Source organism: Methylomicrobium sp. Wu6 (genome assembly GCF_035916875.1).
In the GTDB taxonomy this organism is placed as follows: domain Bacteria; phylum Pseudomonadota; class Gammaproteobacteria; order Methylococcales; family Methylomonadaceae; genus Methylomicrobium.
The window spans coordinates 18,520-32,950 of the sequence record NZ_JAXUHN010000055.1; the positions used below are offsets into that span (position 1 = coordinate 18,520).

Annotated in this window: 11 protein-coding genes; 7 read left to right on the forward strand and 4 right to left on the reverse strand. The window is 55.0% G+C overall.

The genetic code is table 11. From position 1 onward, the window contains the following. Positions 1 to 93: 93 nt before the first annotated feature. Positions 94 to 1,215 carry a glutamine-hydrolyzing carbamoyl-phosphate synthase small subunit gene (gene carA / locus U2W12_RS05495; RefSeq protein ID WP_326499663.1) on the reverse strand — a complete coding sequence of 374 codons (1,122 nt, stop codon included), beginning with the start codon at positions 1,213 to 1,215 and terminating at the stop codon, positions 94 to 96. Between the two features lie 251 nt (positions 1,216 to 1,466). Between carA and U2W12_RS05500 the strand changes: the two genes are divergently transcribed. From U2W12_RS05500 to U2W12_RS05510, 3 genes are read left to right on the forward strand one after another with little or no spacing between them, the layout of a single operon-like run. Beyond that, on the forward strand, positions 1,467 to 2,072 hold the full coding sequence (locus U2W12_RS05500; RefSeq protein WP_326499664.1) for a CDP-alcohol phosphatidyltransferase family protein: 606 nt from the start codon (positions 1,467 to 1,469) through the stop codon (positions 2,070 to 2,072). Continuing rightward, positions 2,072 to 3,013: a phosphatidate cytidylyltransferase gene (locus U2W12_RS05505; RefSeq protein ID WP_326499665.1), complete on the forward strand. Its 942-nt coding sequence runs from the start codon at positions 2,072 to 2,074 to the stop codon at positions 3,011 to 3,013. Before U2W12_RS05500 ends, U2W12_RS05505 begins: the two co-directional genes overlap by 1 nt. A gap of 1 nt (position 3,014) precedes the next feature. After that, positions 3,015 to 3,641 carry a lysophospholipid acyltransferase family protein gene (locus U2W12_RS05510; protein ID WP_326499666.1) on the forward strand — a complete coding sequence of 209 codons (627 nt, stop codon included), beginning with the start codon at positions 3,015 to 3,017 and terminating at the stop codon, positions 3,639 to 3,641. Positions 3,642 to 3,838: 197 nt separating this feature from the next. Here U2W12_RS05510 and secA read toward each other — a convergent pair whose 3' ends face one another. Together secA and U2W12_RS05520 are read right to left on the reverse strand one after the other, a co-directional pair. Further along, on the reverse strand, positions 3,839 to 6,562 hold the full coding sequence (gene secA, locus U2W12_RS05515; protein ID WP_326499667.1) for a preprotein translocase subunit SecA: 2,724 nt from the start codon (positions 6,560 to 6,562) through the stop codon (positions 3,839 to 3,841). Between the two features lie 114 nt (positions 6,563 to 6,676). Next, positions 6,677 to 7,180 carry a hypothetical protein gene (locus tag U2W12_RS05520; RefSeq protein ID WP_326499668.1) on the reverse strand — a complete coding sequence of 168 codons (504 nt, stop codon included), beginning with the start codon at positions 7,178 to 7,180 and terminating at the stop codon, positions 6,677 to 6,679. Between the two features lie 137 nt (positions 7,181 to 7,317). Here U2W12_RS05520 and recA point away from each other — a divergent pair, with 137 nt between their 5' ends. The 4 genes from recA to U2W12_RS05540 are packed head-to-tail and all read left to right on the forward strand — an operon-like array spanning position 7,318 to position 12,705. Then, the gene (gene recA, locus U2W12_RS05525; RefSeq protein ID WP_326499669.1) at positions 7,318 to 8,349 is read left to right on the forward strand and encodes a recombinase RecA; all 1,032 of its coding nucleotides are present in this window, start codon (positions 7,318 to 7,320) and stop codon (positions 8,347 to 8,349) included. Between the two features lie 20 nt (positions 8,350 to 8,369). Then, positions 8,370 to 8,840 carry a regulatory protein RecX gene (locus tag U2W12_RS05530; protein ID WP_326499670.1) on the forward strand — a complete coding sequence of 157 codons (471 nt, stop codon included), beginning with the start codon at positions 8,370 to 8,372 and terminating at the stop codon, positions 8,838 to 8,840. 19 nt (positions 8,841 to 8,859) lie between these two features. Continuing rightward, the gene (alaS, locus tag U2W12_RS05535; RefSeq protein ID WP_326499671.1) at positions 8,860 to 11,472 is read left to right on the forward strand and encodes an alanine--tRNA ligase; all 2,613 of its coding nucleotides are present in this window, start codon (positions 8,860 to 8,862) and stop codon (positions 11,470 to 11,472) included. A 12-nt stretch (positions 11,473 to 11,484) separates the two neighbouring features. Next, on the forward strand, positions 11,485 to 12,705 hold the full coding sequence (locus U2W12_RS05540) for an aspartate kinase (protein WP_326499672.1): 1,221 nt from the start codon (positions 11,485 to 11,487) through the stop codon (positions 12,703 to 12,705). Positions 12,706 to 13,030: 325 nt separating this feature from the next. Here the strand turns inward: U2W12_RS05540 and gdhA are convergent, their stop codons facing one another. Next, the gene (gdhA, locus tag U2W12_RS05545; RefSeq protein ID WP_326499673.1) at positions 13,031 to 14,374 is read right to left on the reverse strand and encodes an NADP-specific glutamate dehydrogenase; all 1,344 of its coding nucleotides are present in this window, start codon (positions 14,372 to 14,374) and stop codon (positions 13,031 to 13,033) included. Positions 14,375 to 14,431 lie beyond the last annotated feature (57 nt).

The following is a 14,431-nucleotide window of genomic DNA, read 5'->3' on the forward strand; positions in this document are numbered from 1 at the left end:
GGTCTCAATATAGGTATAGGGTCCAGGGTAAAAGGCACCGTCTTAAAAGAACAGACTCCTCGAAACTTGCGCCTTGTATCTTGAACCGCAAAATCATTTATTCATTAATTCGATGAAGGCGTCGAACAACGACTCGACATCGTGCGGCCCCGGACTCGCTTCGGGATGACCCTGAAAGCTGAACGCGGGACAATCGGTGCGCGCAATGCCCTGCAGGCTGCCGTCGAACAGCGAATAGAAGGTCGGCTTCACGTTGGCGGGCAGACTGTCCTTATCAACCGAGAAACCGTGGTTCTGGCTGCTGATCATCACCCGCCCGGTCGCGGTTTCCTGCACCGGATGATTCGCGCCATGATGGCCGAACTTCATTTTTTCGGTTTTCGCTCCGCTCGCCAAGGCCAACAACTGATGGCCCAGGCAAATGCCGAACACCGGCGTTTGGGTCGCGAGAATTTTACGGATCGCTTCGATAGCGTAGGTGCAAGGCTCCGGGTCTCCGGGGCCGTTCGAAAGGAACACGCCATCCGGCTTCATCGCCAGCACTGTTTCTGCAGGCGTTTCGGCCGGTACAACCGTGACCCGGCAGCCGCGATTCGCGAGCAGGCGCAGAATGTTGCGCTTGATGCCGAAGTCATAGGCGACCACATGCTTGGCCGGATTTTCGGCCAGGGTGTGGCCCTTGCCGAGTTGCCAAGTGTTTTCGGTCCATTCGTAAGTCTCGGCAACCGACACGACTTTCGCCAAATCCATGCCTTTCAAGCCAGGGAAACCGTCGATCGCGGCTTTCGCGGTTTCGGCATCGACCGTTTCGCCGGCAATGATCGCTCCGCGCTGCGCGCCCCTATCGCGGAGCAGGCGGGTCAGTTTGCGCGTGTCGATATCCGCGATCGCAACGACCTGATTGGCCTCGAGATATTGCGGCAGCGTCTGTTCGGAACGAAAATTGCTCGCCAAGGCCGGCAAATCCCGAATCACCAGACCGCTCGCAAACACGCGCGCAGACTCGTCGTCTTCGCCGTTGCAACCGGTATTGCCGATGTGCGGATAGGTCAACGTCACGATTTGTTTGGCATAGGACGGGTCGCTCAGGATTTCCTGATAACCGGTCATCGCGGTATTGAACACGACTTCGCCTACCGAACAGCCGTCGACGCCGATCGACACCCCATGAAATACTGTTCCATCCTCCAAAACCAATAAAGCGGGCCTAGTCAAACACGTCACCTCTAAATGCGCAAAACGGGATGAATCCGTACGAACGCATCCCGTTATAAAAATTGAAATCGTGTCATTTTACTAAAAATAACGGGGGTTGGTCATTAACAATTTTTCCAAATAGGTGGCTTGAACTATCTTTAAGAGAGGTCTCACCGTTGCGCCGGCGCTTTCTGTCGCACGGCTGTCAGAAACGTCTACCGGCGTTATAATGCGAGAATTACATCCATGACTCTACCAAGGACAATGCCATGCCCAGTATTTATGCCGTCAAACCGGCTTTTCAAAATCTGCTGCGGCCGCTGGTGACCAAGTTGGCGCGGCTCGGCGTCACCGCAAATCAGGTCACGATCGCGGCACTGATTTTGTCGTCCACTACCGGGTTGCTGCAAATGTTTGCCGATGCGCATGCCGCGGTTTTTTTATCGTTGCCGCTGGTATTGTTTTTACGGATGGCGCTGAATGCGATCGACGGCATGCTGGCGCGTGAACATGGCATGAAATCGCCGCTGGGCGCGATTTTAAACGAACTTGGCGATGTGATCTCGGATACGGTTCTGTATCTGCCATTCGCGTTGTTGCCCGGCGTGTACGGCTGGCTTGTCGTGCTGCTAGTCATTACGGCGATCCTCAGCGAAATGACCGGCGTGATTGCGTTGCAAATCGGCGCCTCACGGCGCTATGACGGGCCGATGGGCAAAAGCGACCGTGCCTTCGTCTTTGGCGCGGCCGGCCTGGCGCTGGGGTTCGACATAAAACCCGACACCTGGTTGAACGGCGTTATTGCCCTGATGCTTGCGCTGACCCTCTTCACCATCATTAACCGTGCCCGGCAGGCACTGAAAGAAATTGCCTAATGAACTGGCCGCCCCTACCCTTCAGCATTCAAATCGCTTTTCTAAGCATCGGCATTCTGCTCGCATTGGGCAGCCTGATTTCGATCATACTGGCAAAAACCCGCCCAGAACGAAACTATCAAGAACTGCGTCAGCGCGTCAGAACCTGGTGGCTCATCGTCGGCATTTTTGCACTGGCGGTGCTGGTCAACCGCACCATTTCGGTTGTGCTGTTCGGCTTCATCAGCTTTCTGGCCTTCAAGGAATATCTGTCGCTGATCCCGACCCGGCGCGCGGATCACCGCGTGCTGTTTTGGGCTTATCTCGCGATTCCGATTCAGTTTTACTGGGTATGGCTGGGCTGGTACGGCATGTTCATCATCTTCATTCCGGTCTATATGTTTTTACTGCTGCCGATGCGGATGATTCTGGTCGGAGAAACCCAGGGCTTTTTGAAAGCAATCGGCACGCTTCACTGGGGCTTAATGATCACCGTGTTCACTTTGAGCCACATGGCATTCATGCTGGTGTTACCGCCAAACAAAAACCCGGTGGGGGGCGTGGCAGGGCTTTTGCTTTATCTAGTGTTTCTGACCGAAATCAACGACATTGCGCAATACATTTGGGGGAAAAGTTTCGGACGCCGGAAAATTTCACCCAAGGTCAGCCCAAATAAAACCGTAGCCGGCTTCCTGGGCGGCGTATTGACGACCACCGTGCTAGCAATCGCTCTGGCCCCCTGTCTGACGCCATTGACATACGGCGAAGGCGTAGTTGCCGGCTTGCTGATCGGCATCGCGGGATTTGTCGGCGACGTGACTATTTCGGCCCTGAAACGCGACATCGGCGTCAAAGACTCAGGCAGCATCCTGCCCGGCCACGGCGGTATCCTCGACCGCATGGATAGCCTAACCTATACCGCGCCGCTGTTCTTTCATTTCGCCTATTATCTGCACTATTGACATGCTGCGGCTCTTGTTTCATCTTATAATCGTCAAGCCGCTGGTGTTGATCGTGCTCGGCATCAACGCCAGAAACCGGCATTTATTGCCGGCGCAAGGCCCCGCAATCCTCGTTGCGAACCACAACAGCCACCTCGATACGCTGGCGCTGATGTCGCTGTTTCCTTTGCACTTGGCAAACAAGATCCGCCCGGTCGCCGCAGCCGACTATTTTCTGAGAAATCGGTTGTTGAAATGGATTACTTTAAATGCAATCGGCATCATTCCGCTCGAACGCCATGCTTCAAACAAAACCAGTCAGTTATTGAAGCCGCTCGTCGAAGCCCTGCGGCGCGGCGACATTCTGATCCTGTTTCCCGAAGGCAGCCGCGGCGAGCCCGAAATGCTAGGCAAACTCAAAAACGGCATCGCGCACCTGATCAGCCAATGCCCGGAAACACCGGTTGTTCCGATATTTTTTCACGGTCTTGGCAAAGCGCTGCCGAAAGGCGAAATTATTTTGGTGCCTTTTATTGTCGACGCATTTGTCGGGGAGGCTTTGTATTGGGAGGAAAACCGACAGGCGTTCATGGAAAAACTCGCCAAAAGCATGACCAAACTTCAGACGGAATTGGCACAAAGAAATTAAAGAAAAAATTCTGCTTAGAAATATTAAGGGAAATGAATCTTTCCCTAAAATCCCGTTCACGAAAAGACCGATAAATCCGAGCTGTTGTTGATTTTTTGAGGTGCGCCGCCTTAATAAGGCGGCGACTCAATATATGAATCCGCTGTGAGCGATTCACATGACCAATCCTCCGGGGCAGCCGGAGATATGCGACTGTTTCAGTTCACCTGCCCATGACACTGTTTATACTTCTTCCCTGAACCGCAAGGACAAGGATCATTCCGTCCGACTTTATCTCCGTAACGGACAAACGGCTGAGCGGCCAGTTGTTCGTTTTCGGCCGGATCAGGTTCCTGCTCCGAGCCATCCAGAGCCGGCGCCTCAGCATGTTCGAAATGCATTTCTTTCGGCGCCTGCGCCTGACGCTGTGCGTCAATCGCCTGGACGTCTTCTTCCTGCCTGACCTGAACCTTGCATAAAATGGTGATCACTTCGTATTTGATGTGATCGAGCAGATGCGTGAACATTTCAAACGCTTCGCGCTTGTATTCCTGTTTCGGATCTTTTTGCGCATAACCCCGGAAATGAATGCCCTGACGCAGATAGTCCATTGCCGCCAGATGCTCCTTCCAGCTATTGTCGAGCACTTGCAGCATCACGGATTTTTCAAAATGCTGCATGACTGCCTGGCTAATCTTCTTTTCCTTGTCCTTATGCGCCTGCTCCATCGCCTCAATGATGCGCTCGCGCAACGACTCCTCCTGCAATTTATGATCTTCGTCGAGCATTTTCTGAATCTGAATGTCGACATTGAATTCCTGTTGGATGTGCTCCTCGAGTCCCTTAATATCCCACTGCTCTTCCATCGAACGCGGCGGAATGTATTGGGTGATCACATTATTGATTACATCTTTCCGGATCGCGGTGATGATATCGGAGATTTCCTCGGCCGCCATCAGTTCATTGCGCTGCGCGTAAACGACTTTGCGCTGATCGTTCGCAACATCGTCGTAGGCCAGAATTTCCTTACGGATATCGAAGTTGCGCGCCTCGACCTTGCGCTGCGCGTTTTCGATCGCGCGGGTCACCCACGGATGCTCGATCGCTTCGCCGTTGCCCATGCCAAGTTTCGCCATCAGAGCGGCAACGCGATCGGAGGCGAAAATCCGCATCAGATCGTCTTCGAGCGCCAGATAAAAGCGCGTAGAACCCGGATCGCCCTGACGTCCGGAACGGCCTCTAAGCTGGTTGTCGATACGCCGCGATTCGTGGCGCTCCGAACCGATCACATGCAAACCGCCGCTCGCAATCACCTGATTATGGCGATCGAGCCAGGCACCGCGCGCATGCTCTTTTTCGGCGTCGGTCGCCTCGGGCCCTAATAGTTTCAATTCGGCATCAAGATTGCCGCCAAGCACGATGTCGGTACCGCGACCCGCCATGTTGGTCGCGATCGTGACCGCTCCCGGCTTGCCAGCCTGCTCGATGATATGCGCTTCGCGTTCATGCTGTTTCGCATTCAATACTTCATGCGGAATACCTTGTTTTTTCAACAAGGCGGAAAGCAACTCGGAATTTTCGATCGAGGTGGTGCCGACCAACACCGGCTGTTGTCGTTCAACACAGCGTTTAATATCATCGGCGACGGCCTGATATTTTTCCCCGGCGGTCAAATAAACCAGATCGCCCATATCCTTGCGGATCATCGGTCGGTGGGTTGGAATCACGACCACTTCGAGTCCGTAGATCTTGTTTAACTCGAACGCTTCAGTGTCGGCGGTGCCGGTCATGCCGGACAGCTTGTGATAAAGCCGGAAATAATTCTGGAAGGTGATCGAGGCCAGCGTCTGGTTTTCGCTTTGAATCGGCACATGCTCTTTCGCCTCGACCGCCTGATGCAGGCCTTCGGACCAGCGCCGGCCGGGCATGATGCGACCGGTGAACTCATCGACAATGATCACCTGATTGCTCTGCACGATGTAATGCACGTCCTTTTTGAACAGCGCATGGGCGCGCAACGACGCGCTCAAATAATGCATCAGACGGATGTTCGATGCGTCGTAGAGACTGCTATCCTCGATCATCAGGCCGTGTTCGACCATCAACCTCTCAACGCGCTCATGGCCTTCTTCGGTAAGATGCACCTGACGCGATTTTTCATCGACAGAATAATCCCCGGGCTGGCCTTCTTTTTCCTGTTTGGTCAGGTATGGAATAATGGCATTGGCCTTGATATAGATTTCGGAGCTTTCTTCGGAAGGCCCGGAAATGATCAACGGCGTCCGCGCCTCGTCGATCAGAATCGAATCGACCTCGTCGATAATCGCAAAATGCAGTTCGCGCTGGACTTTTTCTTCGAGGCTGAACGCCATGTTGTCGCGCAGATAATCGAAGCCGAATTCGTTGTTGGTGCCGTAAGTGATGTCGCAGGCATAGGAATGGCGGCGGGCATCATAATCCATCTGGCTGATGATCACGCCGGTGCTCATGCCGAGAAAGCCGTACAGCCGGCCCATCCATTCGGCATCGCGGCGAGCGAGGTAATCGTTCACGGTGACCACGTGCACGCCGCGCCCCGGCAAAGCACTCAGGTAAGCCGCCAACGTCGCCATCAGCGTTTTACCCTCACCGGTTTTCATTTCGGCGATCTTGCCGTCAAAAAGGATCATGCCGCCTATCAACTGTACGTCATAATGGCGCATGCCGAACACCCGCGACGACGCTTCCCGGACCGTCGCAAAGGCTTCCGGAAGCAGGTTGTCGAGCTTTTCGCCTTGCACAAGCCGGTCGCGAAATTCCTGTGTTTTCGCCTTTAAGGCCTCATCCGACAGCTTTTCATACTCAGAAGATAAAGCATTGATCTTTTTGACCAATTTTCTTTTCTTTTTAACTAGCCTGTCGTTTCGGCTCCCTACTACAAATTTGACCAGCTTACCCAGCATGTTTTTTCCGAAATTTAGTAATTGTTAATCAAAAACGCCGATTATAACCGTTTTGCCGGTTTTTTTATAGCAATGCGGGATTTACCCGTCGGCAACGGCGACGATCGGCTTGCCTCAAAAACAACTACCGTAATCCAGCAACAGTTCCTCGCAATTGAAAAAGAGTCGCGGATAATCAATGCGGAGGTATAACTTCAACGCGTATTCCAAAAACACGCAGATCGTGATGAATCGCGCTCCGGCGCCATACCAACGGAAGCGGGCACGCGCCGAACAGCGCCAGATCGACACCGTCCACCATACGATGGGCAGCACCAAGACAAAATGCACGTCATCCCAACTCGACACGGTCAGCCGCCCTGATTTAACTAGCCAATCCGCGCCGAACAATACAGCATTCAACACCAAGAAGAACGGCCAAAATACGGCAACCAGCCTCTGCCCTCCTACCCAGCACGAAAACCAATAATTTTCGCACATCAACTGCCGAAAATCGCCGTCCGGCGCCGGAGCCAACATCCACACGATCACAAACAGCCCGGCCATGATAAACAAGGCCTCGGCCGGGCTCAATAAATTGATCTGATTGAACAGGATAGACAACGAATAAATAAACATGACGTATGTAGGCAATGCCGCAATCAATCCGGCGCGTAATCCCAAATCAGCACTACCCGAACCGGTACCCGTATGTAATAATACTCCATTTAATTAACCCGCACTTCGTTAAACCACGACATCATAGGGCACAGGCAATGGACGAAAACAAAAAGAAAGCGCTGGGCGCGGCATTGATGCAGATCGAGAAGCAGTTCGGCAAAGGCTCTGTGATGCGGATGGGCGATGTGGCGGCGGCAAGGGACATCGAGGTCGTTTCGACCGGGTCGTTGGGCTTGGACATTGCCTTGGGTTGCGGCGGCTTGCCGCGCGGGCGGATCGTCGAAATCTACGGACCGGAATCGTCCGGTAAAACCACGCTGACCTTGCAGGTGATCGCCGAAGTACAAAAGCTCGGCGGCACTGCCGCGTTCGTCGATGCCGAACATGCATTGGATCCCGGCTATGCCGAAAAAATCGGCGTGAATGTGGATGAACTATTAGTTTCACAGCCCGATACCGGCGAACAGGCTTTGGAAATTACCGACATGCTAGTGCGCTCCGGCGCGGTCGATGTGGTCGTGGTCGATTCGGTCGCCGCGCTGACCCCGAAAGCCGAGATCGAAGGCGACATGGGCGACTCGCACATGGGCTTGCAGGCGCGACTGATGTCTCAAGCCTTGCGCAAACTGACCGCGAACATCAAGCGCTCGAATACGCTGGTAATCTTCATCAACCAGATCAGGATGAAGATCGGCGTGATGTTCGGCAATCCGGAAACCACGACCGGCGGCAATGCGCTGAAATTTTACGCCTCGGTGCGGCTGGATATTCGCCGGATCGGAGCTGTAAAGAAAGGCGAAGAAGTGATCGGCAATGAGACGCGCGTGAAGGTGGTCAAAAACAAGGTCGCGCCGCCGTTCAAACAGGCCGAATTCGAGATTTTGTACGGTGAAGGCATTTCTTTCTTCGGCGAATTGGTCGATTTGGGCGTCAATTTCGGTTTTATCCAGAAGGCCGGCTCCTGGTATAGCTACGGCGATGAAAAAATCGGCCAAGGCAAGGATAACGCGAAACTGTATCTGAAAGAGCACCCTGACAAAGCCAGGGAAATCGAAGCGAAAATACGCGCGGAAGCCTTCGGCAAGGCGCTGCCGGTATCGAACAAGCCCGAACTCGACGACGATTGAAGCCTGGGTTCTAAGTTCGCGTGGATCAGACGGACGCCAACATCAGGGCTGAATGCTTGCGCCTGCTGACCGGACGCGAGCACAGCCGAAAAGAATTGCTGCACAAATTGGCCATCAAAGGCTTCACACGGGAAAGGAGCGAGCCGATCCTTGAAGCATTGACTGCTGAAAAATGGCAAAGCGATGCACGTTACGCGGAAAGTTATGCGCGGTCGCGGATCCTTAAAGGTTACGGCCCGGCTTTTATCGCCTACGAACTGGGTCAACGCGGCATCGATCTCGAAAAGACTCCCTCGTTTGACCTCGAAGCACTCGCCGAGTCCGTCGGCGGCTGGATGGCGGTTTTGCGGCAGGTTTATTTGAAGAAATACGGCGACGGCCCGGTTCCGAATCGGAACGAGTGGGCAAAGCGCAGCCGGTTTTTGCTCCAGCGCGGGTTTACGAACGCAATGATTACCCATTTATTGAAAAACACCTCGAATACTTTTTAGCCTTTTAACCGCATAACCTATGAAAAAGATGACCAGCGCAGAACTGCGCTCCGCCTTTCTGGAATTTTTCCGCCAACAGGGGCACACAATCGAGCCTTCCAGTTCGCTGATTCCCGGCAACGACCCCACCCTGTTGTTCACGAATGCCGGCATGGTGCAGTACAAGGACGTGTTTTTGGGCCGCGAGCAGCGCGATTTTACCCGCGCGGCGACCGGCCAGCGTTGCGTCCGCGCCGGCGGAAAGCATAACGATCTGGAAAACGTCGGCTATACCGCGCGGCATCATACCTTTTTCGAAATGCTCGGCAACTTCAGTTTCGGCGATTATTTCAAGAAAGAGGCGATTCATCTGGCCTGGGACTTTCTGACCAAGGAAATGCAAATCCCGCCAGAAAAATTATGGGTGACCGTGTTCGAGGAAGACAGCGAGGCCGAAAGCATCTGGCTGAACGATATCGGCGTCGATCCGGCGCGCTTTTCCCGAATCGGCGCGAAAGACAATTTCTGGTCGATGGGCGATACCGGCCCCTGCGGTCCGTGCAGCGAAATCTTTTACGACCACGGCGAATCGGTTCCGGGCGGCCCGCCGGGATCGCCCGATGAGGAAGGCGACCGCTACATCGAAATCTGGAACCTGGTGTTCATGCAATACGACCGCGCCGCCGACGGCACCTTGACGCCGCTGCCGAAGCCTTCGGTCGATACCGGCATGGGGCTGGAGCGGATCGCGGCGGTCTCGCAAGGCGTGCACAGCAATTACGAAATCGATCTGTTCCAGAAACTGTTGAAAGCGGCCGCAAAACTTGCGGGCACCGGCGATCTGAACCAAAGCTCGCTCCGGGTCATCGCCGACCATATCCGCTCCTGTGCGTTTCTGGTCACGGACGGCGTGCTGCCGTCGAACGAAGGCCGCGGCTACGTGCTGCGCAGGATCATTCGCCGCGCAATTCGCCACGGCTACCGGCTCGGCATTCACGACATTTTTTTCTATAAATTGGTGGCACCTCTGGTCGAGGCCATGGGCGAAGCCTACCCCGAACTGAAAAATGCCCAGGCGCAGGTCGAACGCATTCTGAAAAAGGAAGAAGAACGCTTCGCCGAAACGCTCGGGCAAGGCATGAAGATTCTGGAAGCCTGCGTCGCCCGGCTTGAAGGCTTGGTGATTCCGGGCGACACGGTATTCCAGCTTTACGATACCTACGGTTTCCCGATCGACCTGACCGCCGATTTCGCGCGCGAAAACAACCTGTCGGTCGATCATGTCGGCTTCGAAGCGGCGATGGCCGCGCAGCGCGATCGAGCACGTTCGGCCAGCAGTTTCGGCGCCGATTACGACCAGGACATCAAGCTCGATGCCGAAACTGAATTTACCGGCTACGCGTTGCTTGAGGATCGATCAACCATCGTCGCGTTGTACGCGCAGGGCCAACCGGTTGATACCTTGCAAGCCGGTGAGGAAGGCGTGATCATACTGGACAAAACGCCCTTTTACGGCGAGTCCGGCGGACAGGTCGGCGACTCCGGCACGATTACCGTGAATGGCGCGGCATTCGAAGTGACCGACACCCAAAAACAAGGCGGCAATCTGTTTCTGCATAAGGGCAAGGTCGTCTCCGGCGCGTTCACTCAAGGCCAGACCTGTTCGGCCAGCGTCAATGCGGCCGGCCGTAAGGCGACCGCGCTGAATCATTCCGCGACGCACCTATTGCATGCCGCGCTCCGGCAAATCCTGGGCGACCATGTCACGCAGAAAGGCTCGCTGGTCAACCCCGAACGCCTGCGTTTCGACTTTTCGCATTTCGAGCCGGTCACGGCCGAGGAAATCGCAACGCTGGAACGAATCGTCAATGAGCAAATTCGCCTGAATGCGCCGGTCACCGCCGACATCATGGCGAAGGACGATGCGGTCAAGGCCGGCGCAATGGCGCTGTTCGGCGAAAAATACGGCGCGGAAGTGCGCGTTTTGAAGATCGGCGAATTTTCGACCGAACTGTGCGGCGGTACCCACGTCGAGCGCGCCGGCGACATCGGCTGCTTCAAGATCATCGGCGAAACCGGCGTCGCGGCAGGCGTCCGCCGTATCGAAGCGGTCACCGGCCAAGGCTGCATCGACTGGATCGCGAGCCGCGACAAGGCGCTCGCCTCGATTTCCGGCCTGTTGAAAAGCTCGCCCGACAAAGCGGCCGAAAAAGTCGAACAATTACTCGAAAAATCACGCTCTCTGGAAAAACAGCTCGAACGCTTGAACGCGAAACTTGCCAGCTCGGCCGGCGACGAGCTGACTTCCGGCGCGGTCGACATTAATGGCATCAAGGTGTTGGCGGTCAAACTTGACGGCGTCGATCCGAAATCCTTGCGCGACCTAGTCGATCAGTTGAAAAACAAGCTCGGCAGTGCAGCGATCGTGCTCGCGACCGTCGACGGCGACAAGGTCAGCCTGATTGCGGGGGTCTCGAAGGATCAGATCGGGCGCGTCAAGGCGGGCGATCTGGTCAATTTCGTCGCGACCCAGGTCGGCGGCAAAGGCGGCGGCCGGCCGGACATGGCGCAGGCGGGCGGCAACGATCCGTCCGGCTTGGCGAAGGCATTGGCGGGCGTTCCGGCGTGGATACAAGAACAAACGGCAGGTTAAAGGATACAGCGAATGGCATTGTACGTATTTAAATTCGGCGGCACCTCGGTCGGTTCGGTCGAGCGGATCAAGTCGGTCGCCGAGAGGATAAAAAAGGCGCACGATCAGGGCGATCAGATCGTGGTCGTGGTCTCGGCGATGAGCGGCGAGACCAATCGTCTGATCGGGCTGGCGAAAGACATTCAGCGGCAACCGAATGCGCGCGAGCTTGATATGCTGGTTTCTACCGGCGAACAGGTCACCGTCGCCCTGCTTGCGATGGCGCTCGAAGAAATCGGCTGCCCGGCATTTTCATTTACCGGCGGCCAGGTCAAGATACTGACCGACAGCAGCCATACCAAGGCGCGAATCCGCAACATCGACGACAGCAGAATACGCGCGCAACTGATTCAGGGCAAGGTCGTCGTCGTGGCCGGCTTTCAGGGCGTCGATGAAGAGGACAACATCACAACCCTGGGACGTGGCGGCTCCGACACCACTGCGGTTGCGTTGGCGGCGGCATTGAAAGCCGACGAATGTCTGATTTATACCGACGTGGACGGCGTATACACGACCGATCCCCGCGTCGAACCGAAGGCCCGCAGGCTCGACAGGATCACCTTCGAGGAAATGCTCGAAATGGCCAGCCTCGGTTCGAAAGTTTTGCAGATTCGCTCGGTCGAGTTCGCCGGCAAATACAACGTGGCATTACGCGTATTATCATCATTTAAAGAAGGTAACGGCACGCTGATTACCTATGAGGACACACAAATGGAAAGCGCATTGATTTCAGGCATCGCCTTCAACCGGGACGAAGCCAAATTGACGATCACCGGCGTACCGGACAAGCCGGGCGTCGCCTCCAAAATTCTCGGACCGATCGCCGAAGCGAACATCGAAGTCGACATGATCGTGCAGAACATCGCCGAAGACGATACGACCGATTTCACCTTCACCGTCCACCGGAACGATTTTCAGCGCGCGAAGGCCTCTCTCGAAAAAACCTGCGCCGAGTTGGGTGCGAAAAAAGTCACCGGCGACGACAATATCGTCAAGGTTTCGATCGTCGGCGTCGGCATGCGCTCGCACGCAGGTATCGCCAATACGATGTTCCAGACCCTGGCGGCCGAAGGCATCAACATCCAGATGATCTCGACCTCCGAAATCAAGATTTCGGTCGTTGTCGACGAGAAATATCTGGAACTGGCGGTTAGAGCGCTGCATGCGGCGTTCAAGCTGGATCAGGCGGCTTAAATGTGAGTATTGTTTGGCTCCGTTTTTTGGTGGGCGGAGCCAGGCATTTTTAGGGTAAAGGAAGCAAGCACTTGAAGACGTGTAATTCAAGTGTAAAGTCGCAGCCTCAAACTATTCAAATCAGCCATCTAGTTCAATTTCATATAGCCAACTGATTTTAGCTTGTTGAAAGGCAACAACCGGCAAATTTCTGCCGATCCGAGGTATATTCCGGAATGGCCGGTTTTTAAGCAGCTTCTTATTCTGCCTAAGCTATGCTCTCCGACGCGCAGCCCCCGGGTCATTTGTCGTGAATCGACAGCGCGCGTCTATTCCGCTCTACGTTCTATAGAACGCCTTGCGCCTGCATGGCATCGGCTACTTTTACGAAGCCGGCGACGTTGGCGCCGTCGACATAGCTGAAGCTACCATCTTCACGTTCGCCATATTGCACGCAGACCTGGTGAATGCCGCGCATGATTTCCTGCAAACGCATGTCGACTTCGTCGCGGGTCCATGACAGTCGCATCGCATTCTGGCTCATTTCCAGTCCGGAAGTTGCCACGCCGCCGGCATTGCTGGCTTTGCCCGGCGCATAGAGTACATTGTTGGCTTCGAACAACTTGACCGCTTCGATGGTGGTCGGCATGTTGGCGCCTTCGGCCACACATTTGGCGCCGTTTTTGATCAGGATGGCTGCATCCGCTGCATCCAGCTCGTTTTGCGTCGCGCAAGGCAGCGCCACATCGACAGGAACATTCCAAGGCTTGATGCCGGCGTGGAATTCGCTGCCGGTGCGTTTGGCGTAGTCGCTGACGCGACCATAGAGGTGGTTTTTCACTTCCATCAGTTCAGCCAATTTTTCGGTGGTAAAACCGTCGTTGTCCACGATGGTGCCGCTGGAGTCGGATACGGTGACGACTTTGGCGCCCAATTCCATCGCTTTTTCTACCGCGTACTGCGCCACATTGCCAGAGCCCGACACGCTAACGCGCAAACCGTCAAACGACATGCCTTTGCGTTTCAGCATTTCTTCGGCAAAGTAGACCGTGCCATAGCCGGTCGCTTCCGGACGGATCAAGGAGCCGCCGAAGCTCAGGCCCTTGCCGGTGAATACGCAGTCGGCGCGATTGCTGAGTTTTTTCATCATGCCGGCCATATAGCCGACTTCGCGTCCACCTACGCCAATGTCGCCCGCAGGTACATCGGTATCGGAGCCGACATGGCGGAACAGTTCGCTTACGAACGCTTGGCAGAAGCGCATGACTTCGCCAGGGCTTTTGCCTTTGGGGTCAAAATCGGAACCGCCTTTACCACCGCCCATTGGTAAGGTGGTCAGCGCGTTCTTGAAAGTTTGCTCGAAAGCCAGGAATTTCAGAATAGACAGGTTGACCGATGGATGGAAACGCAAGCCGCCCTTATAGGGGCCAATGGCCATGTTGTGTTGAATCCGGTAGCCGCGGTTGACTTGCACCTTGCCGTGGTCATCGACCCAGGATACCCGGAACATGACGATGCGCTCTGGCTCGACCAGGCGGTCCAGCAGACCATTTTCGGCGTATTTAGGAAAACGCGAAATGAAGGGCCACAGGCTCTCCATCACCTCCGTCACTGCCTGGAGAAATTCAGACTGACCGGGATTAAGTTGAGCGACATGGGTCAGAAATTCATCACAGCTTTTGTATTTCATTAATGCGTTGCCTCAATTTAGTGGGCTTGTTAATAATTATTCATAGTGTTGCTTATG